The organism is Streptomyces sp. WZ-12 (assembly GCF_028898845.1).
Taxonomy (GTDB): Bacteria; Actinomycetota; Actinomycetes; order Streptomycetales; family Streptomycetaceae; genus Streptomyces.
Genome location: NZ_CP118574.1, coordinates 5,296,077 through 5,318,677, shown reverse-complemented (window position 1 = coordinate 5,318,677; position 22,601 = coordinate 5,296,077). Strand labels below are relative to the sequence as shown.

Annotated in this window: 21 protein-coding genes and 1 tRNA gene; 11 read left to right on the top strand and 11 right to left on the bottom strand. The window is 70.0% G+C overall.

Features of this window, described 5'->3' with window-relative positions; all coding sequences use genetic code 11:
* Positions 1–43: 43 nt before the first annotated feature.
* Together PV796_RS23100 and PV796_RS23095 are read left to right on the top strand one after the other, a co-directional pair.
* On the top strand, positions 44–982 hold the full coding sequence (locus PV796_RS23100) for an alpha/beta hydrolase (protein WP_274915250.1): 939 nt from the start codon (positions 44–46) through the stop codon (positions 980–982).
* A gap of 156 nt (positions 983–1,138) precedes the next feature.
* Positions 1,139–1,471: an ArsR/SmtB family transcription factor gene (locus tag PV796_RS23095; protein WP_274915249.1), complete on the top strand. Its 333-nt coding sequence runs from the start codon at positions 1,139–1,141 to the stop codon at positions 1,469–1,471.
* 427 nt (positions 1,472–1,898) lie between these two features.
* Here PV796_RS23095 and PV796_RS23090 read toward each other — a convergent pair whose 3' ends face one another.
* The gene (locus PV796_RS23090) at positions 1,899–2,219 is read right to left on the bottom strand and encodes a hypothetical protein (RefSeq protein WP_274915248.1); all 321 of its coding nucleotides are present in this window, start codon (positions 2,217–2,219) and stop codon (positions 1,899–1,901) included.
* A gap of 132 nt (positions 2,220–2,351) precedes the next feature.
* Between PV796_RS23090 and PV796_RS23085 the strand changes: the two genes are divergently transcribed.
* Positions 2,352–2,801 carry a hypothetical protein gene (locus PV796_RS23085; RefSeq protein WP_274915247.1) on the top strand — a complete coding sequence of 150 codons (450 nt, stop codon included), beginning with the start codon at positions 2,352–2,354 and terminating at the stop codon, positions 2,799–2,801.
* Positions 2,802–3,012: 211 nt separating this feature from the next.
* On the opposite strand, the gene PV796_RS23080 is transcribed toward PV796_RS23085, so the two are convergent.
* Positions 3,013–3,507: a hypothetical protein gene (locus PV796_RS23080; protein WP_274915246.1), complete on the bottom strand. Its 495-nt coding sequence runs from the start codon at positions 3,505–3,507 to the stop codon at positions 3,013–3,015.
* A gap of 606 nt (positions 3,508–4,113) precedes the next feature.
* Between PV796_RS23080 and PV796_RS23075 the strand changes: the two genes are divergently transcribed.
* A complete protein-coding gene (locus tag PV796_RS23075; RefSeq protein ID WP_274915245.1) occupies positions 4,114–4,575 on the top strand; it encodes a hypothetical protein in 462 nt (153 codons plus the stop codon).
* Between the two features lie 230 nt (positions 4,576–4,805).
* Here PV796_RS23075 and PV796_RS23070 read toward each other — a convergent pair whose 3' ends face one another.
* Positions 4,806–4,988: a helix-turn-helix domain-containing protein gene (locus PV796_RS23070; protein ID WP_274919188.1), complete on the bottom strand. Its 183-nt coding sequence runs from the start codon at positions 4,986–4,988 to the stop codon at positions 4,806–4,808.
* A gap of 228 nt (positions 4,989–5,216) precedes the next feature.
* Between PV796_RS23070 and PV796_RS23065 the strand changes: the two genes are divergently transcribed.
* Together PV796_RS23065 and PV796_RS23060 are read left to right on the top strand one after the other, a co-directional pair.
* Positions 5,217–6,128 (top strand): hypothetical protein, encoded by a 912-nt coding sequence (locus PV796_RS23065; RefSeq protein WP_274915243.1) that lies wholly within the window; start codon positions 5,217–5,219, stop codon positions 6,126–6,128.
* A gap of 137 nt (positions 6,129–6,265) precedes the next feature.
* On the top strand, positions 6,266–7,891 hold the full coding sequence (locus PV796_RS23060; protein WP_274915242.1) for a hypothetical protein: 1,626 nt from the start codon (positions 6,266–6,268) through the stop codon (positions 7,889–7,891).
* A gap of 259 nt (positions 7,892–8,150) precedes the next feature.
* On the opposite strand, the gene PV796_RS23055 is transcribed toward PV796_RS23060, so the two are convergent.
* From PV796_RS23055 to galU, 7 genes are all read right to left on the bottom strand, one after another.
* A tRNA-Ala gene (locus PV796_RS23055) sits at positions 8,151–8,223 on the bottom strand.
* Positions 8,224–8,299: 76 nt separating this feature from the next.
* Positions 8,300–9,334, bottom strand: a complete 1,035-nt coding sequence (sepX, locus tag PV796_RS23050) for a divisome protein SepX/GlpR (RefSeq protein ID WP_274915241.1) — start codon at positions 9,332–9,334, stop codon at positions 8,300–8,302.
* Positions 9,335–9,486: 152 nt separating this feature from the next.
* Positions 9,487–10,110, bottom strand: coding sequence for a GNAT family N-acetyltransferase (locus tag PV796_RS23045; protein ID WP_274915240.1), 624 nt, complete (start codon positions 10,108–10,110; stop codon positions 9,487–9,489).
* Between the two features lie 14 nt (positions 10,111–10,124).
* Positions 10,125–10,625 (bottom strand): MogA/MoaB family molybdenum cofactor biosynthesis protein, encoded by a 501-nt coding sequence (locus PV796_RS23040; RefSeq protein WP_274915239.1) that lies wholly within the window; start codon positions 10,623–10,625, stop codon positions 10,125–10,127.
* A complete protein-coding gene (gene moaC, locus PV796_RS23035) occupies positions 10,622–11,104 on the bottom strand; it encodes a cyclic pyranopterin monophosphate synthase MoaC (RefSeq protein WP_274915238.1) in 483 nt (160 codons plus the stop codon). Before moaC ends, PV796_RS23040 begins: the two co-directional genes overlap by 4 nt.
* A 104-nt stretch (positions 11,105–11,208) precedes the next feature.
* Entirely contained in the window at positions 11,209–12,528 is a 1,320-nt protein-coding gene (gene glp, locus PV796_RS23030; RefSeq protein ID WP_274915237.1) for a molybdotransferase-like divisome protein Glp, read from the bottom strand.
* A 4-nt stretch (positions 12,529–12,532) separates the two neighbouring features.
* Complete coding sequence (gene galU / locus PV796_RS23025) at positions 12,533–13,435, bottom strand: UTP--glucose-1-phosphate uridylyltransferase GalU (RefSeq protein WP_274915236.1); 903 nt, start codon at positions 13,433–13,435, stop codon at positions 12,533–12,535.
* Between the two features lie 80 nt (positions 13,436–13,515).
* On the opposite strand from galU, the gene PV796_RS23020 reads away from it, so the two are divergent.
* Entirely contained in the window at positions 13,516–14,124 is a 609-nt protein-coding gene (locus PV796_RS23020; protein WP_274915235.1) for a 5-formyltetrahydrofolate cyclo-ligase, read from the top strand.
* Positions 14,125–14,250: 126 nt separating this feature from the next.
* Here PV796_RS23020 and PV796_RS23015 read toward each other — a convergent pair whose 3' ends face one another.
* Positions 14,251–17,052, bottom strand: a complete 2,802-nt coding sequence (locus tag PV796_RS23015) for a penicillin acylase family protein (protein WP_274915233.1) — start codon at positions 17,050–17,052, stop codon at positions 14,251–14,253.
* 187 nt (positions 17,053–17,239) lie between these two features.
* Here PV796_RS23015 and PV796_RS23010 point away from each other — a divergent pair, with 187 nt between their 5' ends.
* The 4 genes from PV796_RS23010 to PV796_RS22995 all read left to right on the top strand — a co-directional run bounded on the left by PV796_RS23010 (position 17,240) and on the right by PV796_RS22995 (position 21,897).
* Positions 17,240–18,784 carry a potassium/proton antiporter gene (locus PV796_RS23010; protein WP_274919187.1) on the top strand — a complete coding sequence of 515 codons (1,545 nt, stop codon included), beginning with the start codon at positions 17,240–17,242 and terminating at the stop codon, positions 18,782–18,784.
* Between the two features lie 374 nt (positions 18,785–19,158).
* Entirely contained in the window at positions 19,159–20,445 is a 1,287-nt protein-coding gene (locus tag PV796_RS23005; RefSeq protein ID WP_274915232.1) for an MFS transporter, read from the top strand.
* A 136-nt stretch (positions 20,446–20,581) separates the two neighbouring features.
* Positions 20,582–20,926 (top strand): FmdB family zinc ribbon protein, encoded by a 345-nt coding sequence (locus tag PV796_RS23000; RefSeq protein ID WP_274915231.1) that lies wholly within the window; start codon positions 20,582–20,584, stop codon positions 20,924–20,926.
* 137 nt (positions 20,927–21,063) lie between these two features.
* On the top strand, positions 21,064–21,897 hold the full coding sequence (locus PV796_RS22995; RefSeq protein WP_274915230.1) for an S-methyl-5'-thioadenosine phosphorylase: 834 nt from the start codon (positions 21,064–21,066) through the stop codon (positions 21,895–21,897).
* Positions 21,898–22,601 lie beyond the last annotated feature (704 nt).

Genomic DNA, 22,601 nt, shown 5'->3' with positions numbered 1-22,601 from the left:
CTGACTACCCATCACCACTTATCCATCGAACAGGGCTCAGAAAATGACCTACCGCTACGACGCTGACCTCGTCGCGGCCGCCGGAAACTTCGGTGTCTTCGACCTCACCAACCCCGCAGAGACCCGCGCCAAACTGATCGCGGCAAGCGCCGGCCGCCCTGCCCCCGACACCACCGGGGTCGAGGTGACCGATCTGGAGATCCCGGGCCCGGAGGACAACCCCCAGGTACCCGTGCGGGTTTACAGGCCCGCTGGCGTCGAGGAGGACCTGCCGGCGGTCCTCAACATCCACGGCGGAGGCTTCGTGATCGGCCGGATCGAGGTCGACGACGAGACGTGCTTGGACATCGCCCGACGGGTCAACGCGGTCGTCGTGTCGGTCGGCTACCGCCTGGCCCCGGAGCACCCCTACCCGGCCGGCGCCGAGGACTGCTACGCGGCCTTGCTGTGGCTGGCCAAGAACGCGGGCGAACTCCGTGTGGACGCCGCCCGGATCGCGGTCCACGGAATCAGCGCTGGCGGCGGCCTGTCTGCGGCCGTGACCCTCATGGCCCGCGACCGCGGCGGCCCCGCCCTCGCCTTCCAGTACCTCGACCTGCCGGAGCTGGACGACCGGCGGGATACGCTGAGCATGCGGCGGTTCACCGACACCCCTGGCTGGAACGCGCCGAACGCCGAAATCAGCTGGCGCCACTACCTGGGCGAGCGGGCAGGCGGCAACGAGGTGCCGGTGTACGCGGCTCCCTCCCGCGCTGAGGACCTCTCGGGGCTGCCCGCGGCGTACGTTGTGGCATTGGAGTACGACCCGTGCCGCGACGAAGCGCTGGCTTACGCCGAGAAGCTGTTCGCCGCAGGCATTCCCGTCGAGGTGCACGTGTTCTCCGGCGCTTACCACTTGGCGTATCTGATCCCGACGGCCAAGGTGTCCCAGCGGCGGGCCGAGGAACGGATCGCCGTGCTACGGCACGCTTTGCACAGCTGAGCAGGCGGGTTCCGGGGCTTGCAATAACCGCAAGCCCCGGAGCGGTACCCTCCATCCCAGCGATGTTCTATAATCGTAGAAAATTGAATTAAGCATTGCCGAGGCTTTATCTAGGGGGAGTGAGCCACGAGGCACGTGTCGACAAGGAGGTCGCGAATGCGTACCGAGCTCTACCACCCGGACCGGCGAGACATCTCTCTTGACAAGGTGCTGCACGCCTTGAGTGATCCGATCCGTCGCGACATCGCACGCGTCATGCACCAAGAGGGCCCCCGGGTCTGTGGACAGCTCAACTACCCGATTGCGAAGTCGACGCTTTCGCATCACCTTAAGGTGCTGCGGGAGTCCGGGGTCATGCACACCGAGGTGCGGGGCACCAGTCGAAAGATCACGTTGCGACGCGATGATCTTGACATTCGCTTCCCCGGCCTACTGGATGCCGTGCAGGTTACGGCTCCTGCTCCCGAGGAAGCGTCGACGGTCGCGTGAGCAGTAGTCGGCCCGCGGGCGGCCGCCAGGCGATGCTGTCCGGACTGTCAACAACCTAGGCGGGAACTGAGTTTCCGACTTGTATGGCTGTAGTGGAACGCGGTCGGGTTGGCCGTTCGTAGCGTTTCCGTCGGACGCTGGATCGGATGGCTCGTGAGGTTCCTGCCGCCTTTTCGAGGCTGGCTCTCCGGAAGTGCGCCACCGCCCCAGCGTCCGTCTGCGGCCTGATACAACAGCTTCGCTGGGTGGGGATCCGCAGTTGCGGTTCCGCCGAGGCCCGCGGCCGGTCTATCTCATCCAGCGAGCACCCGACGACACAGCCAGTGAGGTCGTGCAACTCGGCCTTGTGCCGCAACTCAAGGTACTCAAAGAACGCCGCTGGCACGCCCGACCGGTCCGGGGCGAGGGCTTGGCGTCGCAGAGCACCTTACCGAGTTAGACGTCGGCGTCGGCCGGCTCCATCCCCCCACAGCGGGCGGCCGAACCAGGCTCGGATCAGCTCCAGGTGGTTGGTGTCGTTGCAAATCGTGCTGTCAATCCAGACCGCCAAGGCTCGCGCGAGCACGAACCCCGACAGCACGTCGGTCTCGAACTCGGCGCGCTCCTTCTCGCTCACCGGCGCCATGTACTCGCGCAGATTGCGCACTACGGCCAGAGCCAACCCACGCCTCCACGACTTCATCCAGGCCGAAGGAATCCCGACAGGGATGAGGCTTGCATCCAGGGAGGAAGGCGGCTCGATGTTCACGGTGGCAATGCCCCACGCACGATGGCGACGAGCTGCTTGATCTCCGCCACTCGGACGCACAAGTAACGCAACCAGCCGCCCCTTTCCGCGCCACCCGTGGCTACTTGTGCAGACGGCCATCATGATGAGGTCATGCGCGTTCCGGCTCCCCGCTTCCAGCGCATCGCCACCCTCATCGCCATCGACTCGGACTACCAGGTCGCGCTGCTGCGCACCCCCAATCCCAGTACGCCCATATGGGGGCTGCCGCAGCGCCGAGTCGGGCTCACGGAGTCATACCGCGGAACAATCACGCGCCTCGCTGGTCAGCTCACGCCCGAGCGTTCAGTTCGCTGGGGCGATGTCATCGGCCACCTCTGGGCCCCAGCGCCAGAGAACAATGCAGCACGCACGGAGGTGCGCTACTTCATCGCACGGGCCAACCCTGCTGCGCACACCGGCATTTATGGAGACTTTCTTTTCTGGGTTCCGCGAGCTTCCCTTGGCACTTTTCTAGACCCGCGTCGACTTGAGGTCGCGGCCATGCTGGTCGATGGCTACCTCGATGGCTGGCTACCCGACGGGCCCATCACCCTCGACTGAGTCTGCGTGACAGACCCTTCCGCCCTCCTACCTGTACATAAGCGGCACCTGGAGGTGTACGCGCCAGCCTGTGCTGCGCCGAGACAGTAGCTTCCCGGCTCCAGAAGGTGCCCCTTTTGACGTCCGATGGCTGGGGCGTTCCCTTGTGCAGCACAGTCCCGCTCCACTCCTGCCCCAGAGGTGATCCGGAACTGGCGGCAGCGCCTCTTGCCTAATCTCCAGAGTCACTCTCAGCGGTGGCATCGGCCGGCACAATGGAAAACCACCCTGTCGGCCCCTCGACCAACCGACCCTCAGCCGCCAGCCGCTTGAGCCTTGCGCGGGTCGTTTCCTTCCGAGAAGGGACCTCGCCGATCGACATCGTGATGTCCCTGACTTTCATAGGCCGCCCGGAACGCGCCAGCAACGCAAGCGCCCGTTTCCGGGCCTCTTCCAGCCCGAGTGGTTCCGACGTCTGAGGCTCCACCGCTTCGCCTGCGTCGGCAGCCGGCTCCGCCTCCCTGCCCGGGTCAAGCAGGGAGGCGCCATCCGCTGCACGGTCTTCCGGCTTCGGGCGGCCGTCGACTGACAGTGACCGCAGAGTGTCGCGGGTGATCGTCAGACGGATCAGGCGTTCCTCGATAACAGTGACCTTTTCCCGCAGCGCGTCCAACTCGCCGCGGATGACGGCCTCTTCCCTGTCCAGCTGATCAAATAGTGACGTCATCGCCCACCCTGATTCTCAACCGCGAGTGTGAGTGCCAGCAGGCCAGAACGCTGCCAGAACTCGGGTCTACGGTAAGGGATTCGCCGGAAGACCGCAGGCGTACGGCGCAGCTCAACCACCTCTGGGCAGGCTACGCGCGCACTAGCGACAGCCCTCTCTCGAACCGCGAACCACCTGTCAGTGCCCTGACAGAGCTGAAGACAGCACCCCTTGCAACTTCTGGGCGGCTACGCGCGGAGGCCCCACACGCAACCCCAGAGGCCCACTGCACACCATGAGCCAACCTCAGTAGGCAGGTCAGGGCCGAAATGGTGCCAGGTCAGGACAACTCCCTGACCACTTGCAGGCGCTGTGGTAGCAGCCTTGCAGTCTCCGAGATCGAGGGGTTCTGGCCCCCAAGACCACCTAGAAGCCAGGCCTCTTGGGGCATCCCTATTTTCATGACGATCTCCAGGATTCGCTTCGAGCGCCCCTTGAGATCCTCTACAGTGAGCACGCATCGTACACGCGGGCCAGGAGACCACCGACGCCAGGGCCCCGCCAAACCTGCCTAGAAATACCGCAGTTGATGGAGCCTCATTGGTACCTGACACGGTCATCCAGCGCTTGGAGAGCGAGGAAGACGCCGCACGGGCAGAGTTGACTGGCCTTCAGGAGAGGCTCATAGCCTTGGAAGAGCGCCTCACCGCACTCTCCATCACACGGCGCACGCTCACAGAACTCCTACCTGCACCCCCCGTCGACGAGACGTCCTCTGCGGAGGAACCCCCTGGCAGTGAGCGGGGCAGGCCGTCGACCGAGCAGCCCTCGTATCCGAACAGGGCGCAGCAGACTACCTCGCGCAAGGCGCAGGGAGGACTCAAGGGACCCGAGGACCAGAAGATCGTCACGCTCATAGCGAGTGCCGACCGCCCCTTGCGGGCACGTGAGGTGACGATCGCTCTGGGCCAAGAGCCCTCGCGCTCGCAAGTGGAGGTGATCCGCCGCGCCTGCCTCAAACTTGCGAGGGCAGGTCGCCTGCGGGTGCTCAGCACCGGGGAACTCACCGGCCCAGAGGGAGCCGCCTAACGCAGAGCGACAGAGCACGGCGAATACCACTCGATGCCGGAAGGATCAGCCGGCGCTGAGCGAGGAGAAATAGTGGTGCCGCCGAGGGATCAGTCCCGGCGGCACCGGCACACGTCAGTCCAGGTAACGGCTTCGGCATGCCCACCCGAGCGTAGCCCAGCACGAGCTACGCATGGGCGTGCTGAGCCGAATTTGTCCTGCCCGCGCATACCGCGCGGGCATTCGGAGGTTCAGCAATGCCCCGATCCGGGCCCTTTGCCCCCCGGGTAGAGACCAACCCCGAGCCCGTCCTCCAGCCGGCTCAGCGTGGCTACATCCGGCCAACTATCACCCGCAAGGAGGTTAGCGACCGCCTGGCGGTTGACGCCGGTGAGGGCTGCGACGCGCCGCAGCCCGAGTCCCTGCCGGGCCATATGTCTGGTCAGGGCATGTGCGATGCCCTGGACGACCCGGGCTTCGGGGTGGCCGGGGATAGCCGCCTGGGGCCAGTTCTCCGGATCCCCGGCCAATTCCCTCGGCGGCACGCTGCGGCCTCGTCCTCCGGTCATCGGAATGCGCTCCTGACGGTCGAAGTGCACACTCACGACACAAGCGGCGATTTGTGTAGCCATTACTCGTGGTGTGTCCCTTTGGAGACGGAGATGAGCGGCACGATCGTCGATTACCGGCCGTCGGAAGAGCCGGCGGAGTGGCCTCTGGTCGCCGACGGCGTCCGCATGGTGGCCGCCGCGACCTGCGACTCCGTCCCGTACCCGGTGCACAGGCTGATGCCTGTGCTCTCCGGGCTGGCTGTGTACGCCGAGCGCGTCGGCATCGCCCGCGACCCACTGGTCTGGCTGGCGCCCGAGACGATGACCAGATTCCTGCTCGCACTGACGGATCTGGAGGGCAACTCGGTCCAGACGTACCGAAGCATCCTGCTGCGCATCCGTGAGGCACTGTTGTGGCTGGAGTACGGCCAGCAGCCCACCCCCCGGATGAGCGCCAAACGACAGCGCGCCACCCCTTACACGCCGCCGGAACTCGCCCGCTACCTGATGTGGGCCAGAACCTTGCCCCCGACATCCGCCATCGGCGGAAGTGCGGTGGCCCTGCTGGCGCTCGGCGCGGGGTGCGGCCTCACCCGCCGCGAGGTGCTGGCCACGCGTGGCACCGACGTCACCGTACTGCCGTCCGAGGCGGTCGTCGTCGCAGCACCAGGCAGTGACCGTCTGGTCGTCTGCCGGGCAATGTGGGAGGAAGTCCTCGCCGCGCGGGCCCGCGCGGCCGGCGACGGTTTCCTGTTCCTGCCCCAGCGCCAAACCGCCGCCCCGAAGAACGGCATCTCCAACTGGGCCAAGCGAAACCTCAAGGGCTCTTCCGGCCTGCCCGCCCTGAAACTGGCACGGCTGCGCAGCACCTGGATCGTGGAGCTGCTGCGACAGCGCGTCCCTGAGGATGTGATCGCCAGCGCGGCCGGTATGAAGTCGACCGCTGCATTGGCCCCTTACCGGGCATCGGTCCCACCACTGACCGCTGCGGCCGCCACCCGCATGCTGCGGGGCTCCGCATGAGGACTCCTGCCGACGATCCTCGCTACCAGCCCGGCAACGGACGCCCGCGACGCCCGTACCCGCACTCATACGAACCGTCCGAGCTGGCTTCCAGCAAGGTCATGAAGCTCCGCCGGGTCCTCCACCAAAGCGGCGTCGTGGACCTGATCGAAGCACAGTTCGCCGAGCTGCCGGGCCCGCCCGGCTACCCCATCCGCCTGGTCCTCCTCGGCCTGCCCTGCGCCAACTACGAGAGGGCCAGCAGCAATCTCGATGATGCCTTCGAGATCATCACCTTCGGCACCAGTGAGCGTCTGCGGACCGAACTCTCCATCCCTACCTGCGACATCGAGGACCAAGACGCAATCAACGCGCTGTACAACCGCTTCCACCGCGCCTGGACCCGCATGAACCGGCTGCTGGACGCGGCGCCGCACCAACGGCGCAGCCGACTCCCCAGAGCCGAGGGCCGCAAAATCGCCGCGCAGTGGAACGGCAAGAGCGGAGAGCGGGCCCTTCGCCACCTGGAAGAGCTCGCCAACCGGCTGGTCACCGCCCCGGTCCGTATCGCCTTCGCCAAGGGCCTGATGCGCCACTGGCGCGGCGATACGGCGATCGACACCACCGCCGTTCCGACCTGGGCCCACCGCCACACACGCAAGCGCTCCGCGCTGGAGGTCAGCGCCAATTGGCATTACAAGGGCGGTGGAGAGCGGGAGTTCGGCTTCAGCGCCACCCTCGCCATCGCAGCTCATGCCGATCCGGACCGGGCCGGGCGCTACCCACAGCTCATCCTCGGCATGGTGCTGCACACACCTGAGAAGGACATGGACCGTCATGCGCAGTACATCAGCGCCATCTTGGCCCAGCTCACCGACCTCCGGGGCTTCACAGCAGCAGACCGTGCGTACACGAAGCTTCTGCCAGAGAACTTCCACCAGCCAGTGCGGGCCCTCGGCTACCTGCCGGTGCTCGACTTCAGCAAGACCCAGGTCGCCGATAAGGCGGAGCACTACCACCAGGGCGCCATCGCCAAAGTGGGCCGACTGTTCTGCCCCCTCACCCCGCGCCGACTTCTCGACCTCTACTCGCAGATCCGTAGTGCCAAGAACGAACGTGAGCGCATCCCACTGCGTGAGCAGCTGCAAGAGATCGAGTCGTACGCGCTCACCCGCAAGGACACCCTCGACGACCGCGGCACCGAGCGGTTCTCCTGCCCTGCCACGAAGCTCAATTGCCCCTGGGCGCAAGAACGTGAGGGCGGCGGCACAGCGAAGAAGAAGCGGCCCGTGCCGGTCGTCATCGACCTCGACGTCCACAAGGCACGCGTCACGCACCCCGCCAATCGACCCACCGTCACGCCCCCCGAACTTCCCCTCGGCGACCGCCCCAAGTGCTGCCGCCAGTCCTCCGTCACCGTGCAGGCACACGTCATGCCCCGGATGCGGCAGGAACTTCCCTGGCAGACGCCTTCTTGGGCCCTGGCCTACCAGACGCTGCGTGCACACATCGAGGGCGGCAACGGACGTCTGAAGTCTGTCGACTCCGCCTTGCACGCACGTGAGAGGCGTCAGCCTCGGGGCCGTGTGGCCCAGACCCTCCTGTCCGCCATCACCGTCATGATTCACAACGTCAAGGAGCTTGAGCAGTACCTGGCCGCCAGCAAGAAGAGCGCCGTCACGGGCCTCGCCCTCGGGGCCGACGACGCCCTTCCGCCCTACCCGACTGCCGACGAAACAGTCACGCCCCGTTCCCGTTCCGTGGGGATAAGCCGCAGCCCTTGAGCAGGCCCCCGACCCGTAATTGAAAATCGACACGTCGCCAGACCGCAGGAGCCTGCCTCCATGCCTGCGGTCCCCGCGGCATGTCCGCATCCCAACCCCCGGTCCGATCCAACACGAACCGCCGCACTTCCCGGCGGCCCGACAGGCTGACTTTCACACAACTAGAGGCTCAAACGCCGAGATCCCGGTCAGACGGTGACCGTCTGACCGGGATCTCATGAACAGTTCGGGGTTTAACCCGCGAACGGCCCTGTTGCAGTGGACCTGAGGGGACTCGAACCCCTGACCCCCTCGTTGCGAACGAGGTGCGCTACCAGCTGCGCCACAGGCCCTTGCGACGAGTGAAACTCTAGCATCCTCTTCGCCGTGCTCGGAAATCGCTTCCGCCGCTGGTCAGTGCGAGGGGGCTCACTCGTTTGCCGCGCGCGGGCGGTCCTCGTCCTCGTACTGGTCGAAGAGCGGGGTACGGCCGCGGGCGCGGCGGCCCGGGTGGGTGGGGCGGTCCTGCGAACCGTTGGGGCGCGGGCGCTCGGTGACGGAGCTGGAGCGGGCGGAGCTCCAGGCGTCGTCGGCGTCCAGGTCGACGTGGCTGGTGGCGCGCGGGGCGACCGGGGCGGTGACGTAGGTGGGGAGCGGGACCGGGACGGGCTCCCAACTACCGGCGGCCGGACGGGGGCGCTCGCGCTGCTGGTCGACCCACTCGGCGTGGTCGGTCTGCTCGACGAGGGCGCGGGCGCCGGAGGCGTGCGGGGGCGCCGCCGGGCGGGACGGTTCCGGGGCGGGCTCGACGTCAGCGTGGGCGTCGGGCTGGTGGTCGGCGGCGGGCGGCTGGTCGGCCGCCTGGTGAGGGCGGGGCCGGCCCTCCCGCAGCCGCTGCGCTGCCGCCTCCGCCTTGCGCTGGTCCATGGTGAAGGTGAAGCGACGGCGCTCCTGGGCGCGCAGATGAACGATGTACACGGTCAGGAGCACGGCCGGCAGGGCGGGGGCCCAGAGGAAGCCCAGGCCGCCGACGGCCGCGGCGATCGCGCCGGCGGTGAAGGCGAAGAACAGCACGGTGATGGTGCGTCGGCGACGGGCCAGGACCTTGGCGCGCTTGGTGCGCTCGGCGAGCGAGGGGCGCTGCGGGGCGGCCTGCGCGCGGGCGGGGGTGTCGTCGCGGAGGGCCGGGGCCGGTTCGGGGTCGCCGAAGGACCGGGCGCCGGCCGGTTCGTCCGTGGCGTCCGGGTCCCGCTCGTCGCCGGCATCGTCGGCGGGGCGCACCCCGTGCTCCTTGTCGTAGCGGCGCTGCATGGCCGCGCGCCCGGACAGGAGCCGGATGGCCGTGCTGAAGCGCTCGGTGGGACGGGCCTCGTTGAGCTCGTCCTGCCTACGGAGCCACATCGGCACCAAATAGGCGGCCCAGGCCCCGACGATGACTGCGTAGATGAGGCCGCTGCTTCTCACAACTCACACGGTAGAGGGGTTTGCACGGGGCCATCCGCCAATTGAGCCGGTGTGTCGCACGATCTGGCTGATATCTCGAACTTTTTTTGTGATTGTTGCGATGGAGTTGTGGTGAATGCGGTGAGCTCGACGACGCAATTCGAACAGGCTTTTTATTTGTGGGATGTGTCGGAGCGGTTGGGCGCGCCGGGTTTCCGACTGTGCCAGCGGTTGAGGAGCCCTTCGGGCGCTTCGTCGGCGGTGAGCGCGAAAACCGCGTGGTCGCGCCAGGCGCCGTCGATGTGGAGGTAGCGCGGGCGGATGCCTTCGGCGCGGAAGCCGAGTTTCTCCACGACGCGGAGGCTGGGGGCGTTTTCCGGCCGAATGCAGACCTCGATGCGGTGCAGTCCGACGGCGCCGAAACAGTGGTCGACGGCGAGCGCCACGGCGGTCGGCATCACGCCGCGGCCGGCGACTTCCCGGTCGACCCAGTAACCGATATGGCCCGAGCACATCGAGCCCCATGTGATGCCCGCGACGGTGAGCTGGCCGACGAGCCGGCCGCGGTATTCGATGACGAACGGCAGCATCCGGCCGGCGTGCGCCTCGGCCCGCAGATGACGGACCATCTGCCGGAAGGTGGGGCGGTGCGGCACCGGGATGCCGGGTGGGGCGGGCGGGACCGTCGCCTCCCAGGGGCGCAGCCAGTCGCGGTTGCGGCGGTTGACCTCGCGCCAGGGGCGTTGGTCGCGCAGTTTTATCGGGCGGAGGGAGACCTCTCCGTCCGTCAGGACCACCGGCCAGGGCGTGTTCAGCTCGGGCTCCCGGAGGGTCTGGGGTGGTCGCCGCCGCGGATCTGGTCGACCGCGTGCGGCAGCAGGTCGGCGAGGACGGCCAGGCCGTCGCGGACCCCACCGGTCGAGCCGGGGAGGTTGACGATCAGGGTGCGGCCGGCGACGCCGGCCAGGCCGCGGGAGAGCGCGGCGGTGGGCACCTTGGCCCGGCCGGCGGCGCGGATCGCCTCGGGGATGCCGGGGACCTCGTGGTCCAGGACGCGGCGGGTGGCCTCAGGGGTGCGGTCGGTGGGCGAGATGCCGGTGCCGCCGGTGGTCAGGACGACGTCGTAGCCGGCGGCGACGGCGTCGCGCAGGGCGGCCTCGACGGGGTCGCCGTCGGGGACGACCAGGGGGCCGTCGACCGCGAAGCCCAGCGTGGTCAGCCCCTCGACGAGCAGCGGGCCGCCCTTGTCCTCGTAGACGCCGGCGGCGGCGCGGTTGGAGGCGGTGACGACCAGGGCGCGGGCGGGGGTCACGACCGGCCCCAGTCACCGGACTTGCCGCCGGTCTTCTCCTCGACGCGGATGTCGGAGATCACCGCGGCCTTGTCTACCGCCTTGACCATGTCGACGACGGTGAGCGCGGCGACCGAGACCGCGGTCAGGGCCTCCATCTCCACACCGGTGCGGTCGGTGGTCTTGACGGTGGCGGTGATCTCGACGGCCTCGTCGGTGACCGAGAGGTCCACCTTCACCCCGGAGACGGCCAGCGGGTGGCACAGCGGGATGAGGTCGGGGGTGCGCTTGGCGCCCATGATGCCGGCGATGCGGGCGGTGGCCAGCGCGTCGCCCTTGGGGACGCCCTCGCCGCGCAGCAGCTCAACGACGCTCGGCGCCACCAGGACGCGGCCGCGGGCGCGGGCGGTCCGGGCGGTGACGTCCTTGTCGGAGACGTCGACCATGCGGGCCGCGCCGGCCGCGTCGAGGTGGGTGAGGTGTTGCTGACCGCTGCTCATCGTTCTCCCGGTCCATACTGCCGCCTTGTGGGACGACACCGTACCCCCGGGCCTGGTACGGGACGCGCCACGGGCTGCCCGGAACGAGTGCTTCCGGGCGGGCGTCAGCAGGGGCCGAGCGGGATGACGTCGACGGTGGCGTCGGCGGGGACCTCGGTGACGTCCTCGGGGACGACGATCAAGGCGTCGGCCCGGGCCATGGCGCGGATGAGGTGGGAGCCGCTGCCGCCGACGGGGGCGACCGTGCCGGCCACCGGGTCGTAGGAGCCGCGGAGGAACTGCCGCTTGCCGGCGGGCGAGGAGCCCAGCGGCGCGGTGACGCGGGCCCGGACGGTGCGGCGGTGCACCTCGGGGTGGCCCATCAGCGTCCGGATGACGGGGCGGACGAACAGCTCGAAGGAGACGTAGGAGCTGACGGGGTTGCCGGGCAGGGCGAGCAGCGGGATGCGGTCGGGGCCGATCAGGCCGAAGCCCTGGGGCTTGCCGGGCTGCATGGCCAGCTTGCGGAACTCCACTTGGCCGTGCTCCGCGGCGAGGTCGGTCAGGGTCTCCTTGACCACGTCGTAGGCGCCGACGCTGACGCCGCCGCTGGTGACCAGGACGTCGGCGCGGGCGTACTGGTCCTCCAGGGTGGCGCGCAGGGCCTCGGCGTCGTCCGCGACGGCGCCGACGCGGTAGGTGAGCGCGCCGGCGGCACGGGCGGCGGCGGTGAGCTGGAAGCTGTTGGAGTCGTGGATCTGGCCGGGGCCCAACGGCTCGCCGGGCGGGACCAGTTCGCTGCCGGTGGAGAGCACTACGACCCGGGGGCGGCGGTGGACGGTGACGGCGTCCAGGCCGAGGGCGGCGAGCAGGCCGAGCTGGGTGGGGCCGAGGACGGTGCCGGCGGGCAGGGCCCCTTCGCCGGCGCGGGCGTCGCTGCCGGCCCGGCGGATGTGGGCGCCGGCGGTGGCCGGGTGGTGCACCCGCACCTCGCCGGCGGCGTCCTGCGGGGCGGCGCTGTGGGCACGCATGGTGGCGGCCGGTCCGCGGCCGCTGCCGCCGTCGGTCCACTCGACGGGGACCACCGCGTCGGCGCCGGGCGGCACCGGGGCGCCGGTCATGATGCGGGCGGCCTGTCCGGGGCCGACGGTGGGGAGCGCGCCGCTGCCGGCGGCGACGTCGCCGAGGACGGTGAGGGCGGTCGGGGCCGCCTCGGTGGCGGCCGCGACGTCGGCGGCGCGGACCGCGTAGCCGTCCATGGAGCTGTTGTCGAACGGCGGTAGCGACAGCGGGACGGTGAGGTCCTCGGCGAGCACGCAGCCCTGGGCGTCGAGGAGTTGCCGCTTGACCGGGGCCGGCGGATGGATCCGCGCGAGGATGTCGTCGAGGTGGGCGGCCACCGACCAGACGCGGTCCGGGTGGTGGGTCTGGTCGGTGCCGTTCAACGTCCTACATCTCCTCGGTGACGTAACTGCGCAGCCAGGCCCGGAAGTCGGGGCCCAGGTCCTCACGTTCGCATGCCAGTCTGACAATGGCACGCAGATAGTCGCCGCGGTCACCGGTGTCATAGCGGCGGCCCTTGAAGACCACGCCGTGCACGGGGCCGCCGAGTTCGGGGTGGGCGGCCAACTCCTGGAGGGCGTCGGTGAGCTGGATCTCGCCGCCGCGGCCGGGGGTGGTCTTGCGCAGCACCTCGAAGACGGCCGGGTCGAGGAGGTAGCGGCCGATGATGGCGAGGTTGCTGGGCGCCTCGGCCGGCTCGGGCTTCTCGACGAGGTCGGAGACGGCGACCACGTCGTCGTCGGCGGTGGGGGTCGCGGCCGCGCAGCCGTAGAGGTGGATGCTGCCCGGGTCGACCTCCATGAGGCCGATGACCGAACCGCCGTGCTCCTCGCGGACCTCTATCATCCGGCGCAGCAGGGGGTCGCGGGGGTCGATGAGGTCGTCGCCCAGGAGGACGGCGAAGGGCTCGTCGCCCACGTGGGGCGCGGCGCACAGCACGGCGTGCCCCAGGCCCCTGGGGTCGCCCTGGCGGACGTAGTGGATGGTCGCGAGGTCGCTGGATTCCTGGACCTTGGCGAGCCGGGAGCCGTCGCCCTTGCGGCGCAGGGCCTCTTCGAGTTCGTAATTACGGTCGAAGTGGTCTTCCAGGGGACGCTTGTTGCGACCGGTGACCATCAGGACGTCGGTGAGTCCGGCCGCGGACGCCTCCTCCACCACGTACTGGATGGCGGGCTTGTCGACGACCGGCAGCATCTCCTTGGGGGTGGCCTTGGTCGCCGGCAGGAACCGGGTGCCGAGCCCTGCTGCGGGGATGACAGCCTTGCTGATCCGTGCATGCGATGGGGTCATGCGCGACACCCTAACTGCCCCGACCGGCCCGATGATGAGGGACCGGTTAAGAGATCATGAGAGCCCGAGCGAGGCCCACGATGAGCGTTGAGCACGAGGAAAAGCGCAGGTTGCGGCGGCATCTCCTGGAGGTGAGGAGGGCGTTGCCGGCCGATGTCGTGGCGGCCCGGGGCACGGCGTTGGCGACGCGGGTGCGGGAGTTGGACGAGCTGCGGGCGGCCCCCGCCGGCGCCCCGTTGACCGTCGCGGCGTATGTGTCGATCGGCGGCGAACCGGACACCCTGGCCCTGTTGGACGCGCTGCGGGCGGCGGGGGTGCGGGTGCTGCTGCCGGTGCTGCTGCCCGACAACGATCTGGACTGGGCCGTATACGAGGGCGCCGAGCATCTGGTGCCGGCGGGCTGGGGGTTGCGGGAGCCGGCCGGGCCGCGGTTGACCCCGCAGGCCGTCGCGGAGGCGGACGTGGTGCTGCTGCCGGGGCTGGCGGTGGACCGGACCGGGCTGCGGCTGGGCCGCGGCGGCGGCTCCTACGACCGGGTGCTGGCCCGCCTGGAACGGTCGGGGAGGCGGGCGTCGCTGGTGGTGCTGCTCTACGACGACGAGGTGGTGGAGCGCGTCCCGGCCGAGCGCCACGACCGGCGGGTGCACGCCGCGGTGACGCCGTCGGGGGTGCACCGCTTCCGCCACTGACCGGCGGCACGGCGCGGCCGCCGCGACGCCAGCGCCTGCGACGGTTTCACGTGAAACGCCGTCGGGCGGACCGGAGTTGCTCCGGTCCGCCCGACGGCGTTGGCGCTTCTGGCGTCCCTGCCGCCCTTACGGCGACAGGGTCAGGGTGTCCTTGCCGGCCTTCTTCACGGCGTCCTCGCTGAACGCCCAGGGCAGCAGTTCACCCTTGGCCCACTTGTCGGTCTGGTCGTAGTAGTGGGCGTGGTAGGCGTGCCCGGAGGCGCCGGTGAGGTTTATCCAGCGGGACTTGTCGAGGTCGGCGAGGTTGACCACCATCCGCATGGACGGGACCCAGGTGACCTTGTAGCCGCCGGAGGCGTTCCAGCCGGTGGCGTCGACCGCGGCCTCGCCGCCGCCGAGGTTCCAGGGCCCGCGGTTGAGCAGGTCCTTGAGGAAGCCCGGCCCGTCCTTGCCGAGGGTCTGGTTGGTGAGGTCCATCTGGTGCAGGCGGCCCCAGGTCCAGTGGTCGATGTTCTTGCCCAACTTGGAGGTCAGCTCGTAGCGGGCGTCCTTCATGGCCTGGGCCAGGAGCTGGTCGCGGTTCTTCAGGCCGGGGTGGCCGGGCCGGTCCTCGGTCTTCCACCAGGCGTTGTTGGGGTCGTCGAGGATCTTCCGGACGACCTCGTACCAGCGGTCGCCGCCGTCGGGCTGGGCGGTGTCGCCGGCCCGCTCGCCGCACTCGCGGACCAGCTTGTTCTGGTCGTCGGCCGGGCCGGTGTCGCTGGCCGGTCGGACGTAGAGGCACTGGCCCTGGACGCGCAGCTCCTTGGGCATCTTGTTGCCGAAGGCCAGCTTGAGGGTGTTGCGCCAGACGGCGTTGAAGTAGGCGGCCGCGGCGGAGTCGGGCTCCTGGGTGAAGTCCCAGCCGTTGAGGAGCTGCTGGGCGTCGCGGACGTACTTGTCCTTGATGTCGATCTTCGTCAGATAGGGCGTCAACAGCCGGGCGATCTCACTGCTGTTGTCCTTCTGGAAGGTCTGCATGTCGTCGGTGGAGACCTTGCCGCCGTCCTTGATCTTGGACTCGATCAGGTCGTTGATCCGCTGGCTACGGGCGCCGTAGCCCCAGTCCCTGGTGATCAGGTACGGGTACTTCTCGTTCGTGACGGCCTGGTTGGCGGTCACGATGAAGCCGCGCTTGGGGTTGTACTCGTACGGCAGCGCGCTCTGCGGGATGGAGCCCTTCCACTGGTAGGCGGGGTCCCAGCCGGGCGACGGGTAGGAGCCGTCGCCCTTGCCGCGGATCGGGATCTGTCCGGGGGCCTGGTAGCCGATGTTGCCCTTGGTGTCGGCGTAGATGAGGTTCTGCGAGGGGACCTCGAAGTCGGCGGCGGCCTTGCGGAAACCGGCCCAGTCCTTGGCGCGGTTGAGCTCGAAGACGGCGTCCATGGACTTGCCGGGGTCCAGCGCGGTCCAGCGGAGCGAGACGGCGTAGCCGTCGCCGCGGTCGGGGGCGCCGTCGGCCACCGGGGCGTCCTTGCCGACGTTGGTCAGCTCGTCGTCGCGGTCGGAGACGATCGGGCCGTTGTTGGTGGACCGGACGGTGATCTTCTGGCTGTCGCCGCCGGCGACCTTGATGGTCTCCTGGCGGGTGACGAAGGGCTGCTGCTTGCCGTCGTAGAGGTAGCCGTCGGCGTTGATCTTCTCCAGGTACAGGTCGGTGACGTCGGCGCCCAGGTTGGTCATGCCCCAGGAGATGTCCTGGTTGTGACCGATGACGACGCCGGGCATCCCGGAGAAGGTGAAGCCGGCGACGTCGTAGTTGCACTTGGGGCTGGTGGTGCGGCAGTGCAGGCCCATCTGGTACCAGAGCGAGGGCATCTGCGGGGCCAGGTGCGGGTCGTTGGCGAGCAGCGGCTTGCCGGTGGTGGTGTGTTCACCGGAGACCACCCAGGAGTTGGAGCCGATGCCGTTGCCGTTGGGGCCGAGCAGCGCCGGGACCTGCTCCAGGGTGCTGGACAGCGAGGAGAGCTGCGCCTGGACGCCGGCGGTGGCGCCGCGCACCGTGCCGCGGGGGGCGCCGGTGCCGCTCCCGGTGGGCGTGCCGGTGCCCGCCCCCGTGCCGGTCCCGGTGCCCGTGCCGGTGCCGGTGCCCGTGGACGTACCGCCGCTGGGCGTGCCCTTGGGGTCGAACTCCTTGGTGGCCGGGTCGACGCTGCCGCCGTCGACGATCGGCCGGTTCCGCTGGTACGGGTAGCCCGGGTAGAGCTCGTCGATCTGCTTCTGGGTGAAGCGGCTGGTCATCAGGGCCCGGTCGATCTCGTCCTGCATGTTGCCGCGCAGGTCCCAGGCCATCGCCTTGAGCCAGGCCACCGAGTCGACCGGGGTCCAGGCTTCGGGCTTGTAGTCGCCCGTGAAACCGAGGGCGGCGTACTCCAGGGAGAGCGCCGAGCCCTGATGGTCCTTGAGGTAGGCGTTGACACCGGCGGAGTACGCCTGGAGGTACTTCTTGGTGCTGGCCGAGAGCTTGGTGTCGTATTCCTTCTGCGCCACCTCGTGCCACCCGAGGGTGCGCAGGAACGCGTCGGTCTTCACCTGGCTCTTGCCGAACATCTCGGAGAGCCGGCCGGCCGTCATGTGGCGGCGGACGTCCATCTCCCAGAAGCGGTCCTGGGCTTGGACGTAGCCCTGGGCGCGGAAGAGGTCCTCGTCGGTGTCGGCGTAGATCTGCGGGATGCCGTTGGCGTCACGGACGACGTCCACCGGGTCGGTCAGGCCCGGGAGTTTGAGCGATCCGGTGGTCTCCGGGAACGAGGCGCGGACCGTGCTCACACCCCAGTACGCGCCGAAGCCGATGCCCGCCACGAGCAGCAGCACGACCGTGAGCGCGACGAGGCGGCCGCGCCGCCCCTTCTTCTTTTTGGGGGCTGGTCCGGACTTGTTGGCGGGCATCTCTGTCCTTCGAGGGGCAGGGTGGGAGTGCTGGAGCAACCATAGGCGCACCGGTTTGTCGACCCCTACGCGGAGTCACCGCCGGGCACATTAAACTTTCAAGCAATGGTAAATTGTTAGAGTCAGTAACTAGATACGGTAACGACAAGCGGCCCATCCCGGCCACGGCGCGAGGAAGGATCAGCTCCTGACTGTCGAACACCTCAACGAACTCCTGCTGATCAGCTCACTCGTACTGCTCGTTGCGGTCGCCGCAGTACGACTCTCCTCGCGCAGCGGGCTCCCCAGCCTGCTCATCTACTTGGGGATAGGCATCGCGATAGGGCAGGACGGCATCGGCGGCGTCATCTTCGACAACGCCGAACTGACCCAACTCCTCGGCTATGCCGCCCTGGTGGTGATCCTCGCCGAGGGCGGCCTGGGCACCAAGTGGAAAGAGATCAAACCGGCCTTGCCACGGGCGGCCGTGCTCTCGACGTTCGGCGTCGCGGTGAGCGTGGGGGTCACCGCGGCCGGCGCCCACTACCTCGCCGGACTCGGCTGGAAGCAGGCGCTGCTGATCGGTGCGGTGGTGTCGTCCACGGACGCCGCGGCCGTCTTCTCCGTGCTGCGCAGCGTCCCGCTGCCGGCTCGCCTGACGGGCATCCTGGAGGCCGAATCCGGCTTCAACGACGCCCCGGTGGTCATCCTCGTCGTGGCCTTCTCCACCGCGGGACCGGTCGAGCACTGGTACGTCCTGCTCGGCGAGATCGCGCTGGAGCTGGCGATCGGCGCGGCCGTCGGCCTGGCCATCGGCTGGCTCGGCGCGTACGGCATGCGGCACGTCGCGCTGCCGGCCTCCGGCCTCTACCCGATCGCGGTGATGGCCATCGCGGTCTCCGCGTACGCGGCCGGCGCGCTGGCGCACGGCTCCGGCTTCCTCGCCGTCTACCTGGCCGCGGTCATCCTCGGCAACGCCAAGCTGCCGCACGCCCCGGCGACCCGCGGCTTCGCCGAGGGCGTCGGCTGGATAGGCCAGATCGGCATGTTCGTCCTGCTCGGCCTGCTGGTCACCCCGCACAACCTGCTCGACGACATCGTGCCGGCGCTGCTCATCGGCATGATCCTCACGCTCGTCGCCCGCCCGCTGTCCGTCTTCGCCTCCCTGCTGCCCTTCCGGGTGCCGTGGCAGGAGAAGACCCTGCTGTCCTGGGCCGGACTGCGCGGCGCGGTGCCCATCGTGCTGGCCACCATCCCGATGGTGAGCGACGTCCCCGGCAGCGAGACGGTCTTCAACATCGTCTTCGTGCTGGTCGTGGTCTACACCCTCATCCAGGGCCCGACGCTGCCCTGGTTGGCCCGACGGCTGCGGCTGGGCGAGGACGAGGAGGCCGCCGACCTGGGCATCGAGTCGGCCCCGTTGGAGCGGTTGCGCGGCCACCTGCTGTCCACGTCCATAGGCCCCACGTCCCGGATGCACGGCGTCGAGGTCGGCGAGCTGCGGATGCCGGCGGGCGCCGCCGTCACCCTCGTCGTCCGGGACGGCGCCAGCTTCGTGCCCTCCCCGACGACGGTGCTGCGGCACGGCGACGAGCTGCTGGTGGTCGCCACCGACCCGGTGCGGGACGCGGCCGAGCGCCGGCTCCAGGCGGTGTCGCAGGGCGGCAAGCTGGCCGGCTGGCTGGGCACCGCCACGGAGCGCGAGCCCCAGGAGGGCGGGGCCGGCCGCACCCGGAGGCGCGAGGTCGGCTGAGGCGGCGGGCCCGGCCGCCCCTGGGTGGCCGGGCCCCGCACGGCACGGCGCCCGGCTTGTCCGGCCGGGCGCCGCATGTGCGCTATCTCTCCACGGATGCCAAGGAAATCCCCGTGAAGTCCTGGTTAATCCCAGGGCTTCTCCCCCATATGACCTGTACTATCGAAACGGTATTTTGTACGGATCACGAACCAACTCTGCCTGACGCAGAGCTGGCGCGACCGCTCGGCGGCCGCGGTCCCCTGCCACACGCAGCCACCTCTTTCGGTGCGGACCATGCGGTATCACTCGGTCCTGCGCGAGAGGACAGCTCTCGGCGCGCACCTGTGACGACCTCGCGGGGCAGCGCTACCAGGCGGCAGAAAGGCCCGGCCGTGGCATCCGCGGTCAAGGATTCCCGTCCCGGTTACGGACAACTGTTGCGCACGCCCGGAGCGTGGACCTTCTTGGTGCCCGGCTTCCTGGCCCGGCAGCCGTTCGCGATGCTGACCATCGGCATCGTCCTGCTCGTCCAGTCCACCACCGGCTCCTACGGCACCGCCGGCGCGGTCTCCGCCGCCACCGGCGTCTCGATGGCCCTGTTCGCCCCGCAGGGCGGCAAGTTGGCCGACCGGTTCGGCCAGCGGGCGGTGCTCATCCCCGGCGTCCTCGTGCACGTCGCGGGCGTCTCGGCGCTGATCGTGCTCGCCCTGGCACACGCACCCCTGTGGGCGCTGCTGGCCGTCGCCGTCCCCACGGGCGCCTCGACGCCGCAGGTCGGCCCGATGGTGCGGGCCCGTTGGGCGGCGAAGCTGGGCGGCACCCCGCTGATGCCGACGGCCGCCGCCTTCGAGTCGGTGACCGACGAGTTCACCTTCGTCGTCGGCCCGGTGCTGGCGACCGCGCTGTGCACCGGCATCCACCCGGCCGCCGGCCTGGTCGCCGAGGCCGTGCTGACGCTCGCCGGCGGCCTGCTGTTCGCCTCGCAGCGGCGCACCCAGCCGCCGGTCCACCGGGAGAGCGCCTTGGACCAGGCGCGGGTCTCGGCGCTGTCCATCCCTGGTGTGCGCCTCCTGATCGTGGCGTTCCTGGGCATCGGCTCGGTCTTCGGCGGGATGCAGGTCTCGCTCACCGCGCTCACCGAGCACATCGGGCAGCCCGGCATCAACGGCGTCCTCTACGGGATCTTCGCCGGCGGCAACATGCTCGCCGGCATCGCCTGCGGCACGATCGCCTGGAAGGTCGGCCCGCGCCGCCGCCTGCTGGTCGCCTACGGGCTGCTGGCGCTGGCCACCACCCCGTTGTGGGCGGTGACCGCGGTGCCGCTGCTGGGCGCCGTCGGCCTGGTCGTCGGCCTCTGCATCGCCCCCGCGCTGATCACCGGCTACACCCTGGTCGAGTCCCTGGTCCCGGCCACCGCCCGGACCGAGGCGTTCACCTGGCTGACCGGCGCGGTGGCGCTGGGCCAGGCGGCCGCGGCCACCTCCGCCGGTCAGTTGGCGGACCGCTTCGGCCCCAGCTCCGGCTTCCTGGTGCCGCTGGTCGGCACGGCGTTGGCCCTGGTGGTGCTGCTGAGCCTGCGCGCCCACCTGGTGCCCCGCTCCTCGGCGGTCGTCGCCGGGTCGACCGGCGCCGCCGAGGACGCCGTCGGCGAGCCGGAACGGGAGCTGAGCCGCGCCTGAACGGGCCCGAACCCGGGGGCGCGGGCGGGCGTGGAGTCGGTCACCGTGCGCCGTTCGCGGTGGACTGGGGCGCCGGAATACTGCAAGATGGAGCGTCGTTAGCACTCAATGAGTGAGAGTGCCAGGAGGAAGTCAAGTGCCGACCTACCAGTACCAGTGCACCGCGTGCGGCGAGGGCCTTGAGGCCGTGCAGAAGTTCACCGACGACGCGCTCACCGAGTGCCCAAGCTGCAGCGGACGCCTCAAGAAGGTGTTCTCGGCGGTCGGCATCGTCTTCAAGGGCTCCGGCTTCTACCGCAACGACAGCCGCGGCTCGTCATCCAGCAGCAGCCCGGCCAGCAGCTCCTCGTCGAGCAGCGCATCGTCGAACGGCTCCTCGTCGTCCGATGCCTCCTCGTCGTCGTCCTCGTCGTCCGGCTCCACCTCGTCGTCCTCGGACAGCAAGTCGACGACCAAGGCCAGCACCGGCTCGGCCGCCTGACCAAGGCACCGACGCCCGCGAGCGGACTTCCGGGCCCCGCCGCTCCCCACCAGGAGCGGCGGGGCCCGCCGCATTCCCGGGAGCCGGACGGTCCGAACCGCCCGCGGGCCGGCACGGGCGCCCGATAGTGTGATCGCATGGCTGATGCGGAGATTGGCGTTATCGGCGGGTCGGGGTTCTACTCCTTCCTGGATGACGTGACCGAGATCACGGTGGACACCCCCTACGGGCGACCCAGCGACTCCTTGTTCCTCGGCGAGATCGCCGGGCGCTCGGTCGCCTTCCTGCCGCGGCACGGCCGCGGCCACCACCTCCCGCCACACCGCATCAACTACCGCGCCAACCTCTGGGCGTTGCGCTCCCTCGGCGTGCGGCAGGTCCTCGGCCCGTGCGCCGTCGGTGGCCTGCGCCCCGAATACGGGCCCGGCACCCTGCTCGTCCCCGACCAGCTCGTGGACCGCACCAAGTCCCGCGCCCAGAGCTACTTCGACGGCGAACCGCTTCCCGACGGCAGCATCCCCAACGTCGTCCACCTCACCTTCGCCGACCCGTACTGCCCCACCGGCCGGCAGGCGTCCCTCGATGCCGCGCGCGGCCGCGACTGGGAGCCGGTCGACGGCGGCACCCTCGTGGTGATCGAGGGGCCGCGCTTCTCCACCCGCGCCGAGTCGCGCTGGCACGCCGCCCAGGGCTGGTCGGTGGTGGGCATGACCGGCCACCCCGAGGCCGTCCTGGCCCGCGAACTGAGCCTGTGCTACACCTCGTTGACCCTGGTCACCGACCTGGACGCGGGCGCCGAGACCGGCGACGGCGTCTCCCACGAGGAGGTCCTCCGGGTCTTCGGCGAGAACATCGGCCGGCTCCGCGAGGTCCTCTTCGACACCGTCGCCGCGCTCCCCACCACCGCGGACCGCAACTGCTTGTGCACGGACGCGCACCAAGGTTGGGACCTGGGGATCGAGCTGCCGTAACGGGGCGGCGGGGGCGCGCCCCCGCTCAACTCCCCTGTCGGGTGACGGAGTTGTCCACAGGCCCGGGGTGGGGTCGGGGTCGTCCACAGGCCGCCGCGGGGATGGGCGAAGTACGGCACGGTGGTGATCGCGGGTCCGAACGCGGGGCCCGCCTCCGACCGTGTCCGTTGCACGCCCGCACCCCAGGCGGTGATCACCATGCCCACCCCGTCCCCGGCCCTGCCCACGCCCCCGCGGTGTGAAGTGCCCCACTTTGCCCCCGTTCTCGCGGGCGGCCTCCGCTCCCGATGGCGCGGGCCGGCCCGCCGCCGATTGCTCGCCGCCGGCCTCGCAACGGCCGCCGCAGCACTGGCCACTGGCCTGTCGCACGGCCCCGGGGGCTCCCCGCCCGCACCCGCCGCCTGCCCCTCGGCGGCGGCCGACGGGGGGCGGTGACCATGGCGCGCCCACGACAAGATCGAGTGGCGTCCGCCGCTCGGGCACGCGAGACTTCTCCGAGTGGCGGGGCACCTGCCGCGCGCCCCGGAGGGCGCGCCCGCACCACCGATACCGATGCCGCTATCGGCACCGCCACACCAATCACCGCCGCGAGGGCCCTGCCGAGCGGCCCGGCCCGCCGCTCCCCGGCGGGCGCCGGACCCCGCACGGCCGCCCCTCCGCCCCATACGAACCACCCCCGATTCGCCCCGGCCCGCCGGATCCGC

What these genes read in the sequence shown, in the direction of transcription:
- moaC (WP_274915238.1), bottom strand. Translation starts at nt 11,104, where the DNA reads ATGAGCAGCGGTCAGCAACACCTCACCCACCTCGACGCGGCCGGCGCG.
- PV796_RS23080 (WP_274915246.1), bottom strand. Translation starts at nt 3,507, where the DNA reads ATGACGTCACTATTTGATCAGCTGGACAGGGAAGAGGCCGTCATCCGC.
- galU (WP_274915236.1), bottom strand. Translation starts at nt 13,435, where the DNA reads ATGACCCCATCGCATGCACGGATCAGCAAGGCTGTCATCCCCGCAGCA.
- PV796_RS22995 (WP_274915230.1), top strand. Translation starts at nt 21,064, where the DNA reads ATGGCTGATGCGGAGATTGGCGTTATCGGCGGGTCGGGGTTCTACTCC.
- PV796_RS23020 (WP_274915235.1), top strand. Translation starts at nt 13,516, where the DNA reads ATGAGCGTTGAGCACGAGGAAAAGCGCAGGTTGCGGCGGCATCTCCTG.
- PV796_RS23095 (WP_274915249.1), top strand. Translation starts at nt 1,139, where the DNA reads ATGCGTACCGAGCTCTACCACCCGGACCGGCGAGACATCTCTCTTGAC.
- PV796_RS23085 (WP_274915247.1), top strand. Translation starts at nt 2,352, where the DNA reads ATGCGCGTTCCGGCTCCCCGCTTCCAGCGCATCGCCACCCTCATCGCC.
- PV796_RS23100 (WP_274915250.1), top strand. Translation starts at nt 44, where the DNA reads ATGACCTACCGCTACGACGCTGACCTCGTCGCGGCCGCCGGAAACTTC.
- PV796_RS23015 (WP_274915233.1), bottom strand. Translation starts at nt 17,052, where the DNA reads ATGCCCGCCAACAAGTCCGGACCAGCCCCCAAAAAGAAGAAGGGGCGG.
- PV796_RS23065 (WP_274915243.1), top strand. Translation starts at nt 5,217, where the DNA reads ATGAGCGGCACGATCGTCGATTACCGGCCGTCGGAAGAGCCGGCGGAG.
- PV796_RS23070 (WP_274919188.1), bottom strand. Translation starts at nt 4,988, where the DNA reads ATGGCCCGGCAGGGACTCGGGCTGCGGCGCGTCGCAGCCCTCACCGGC.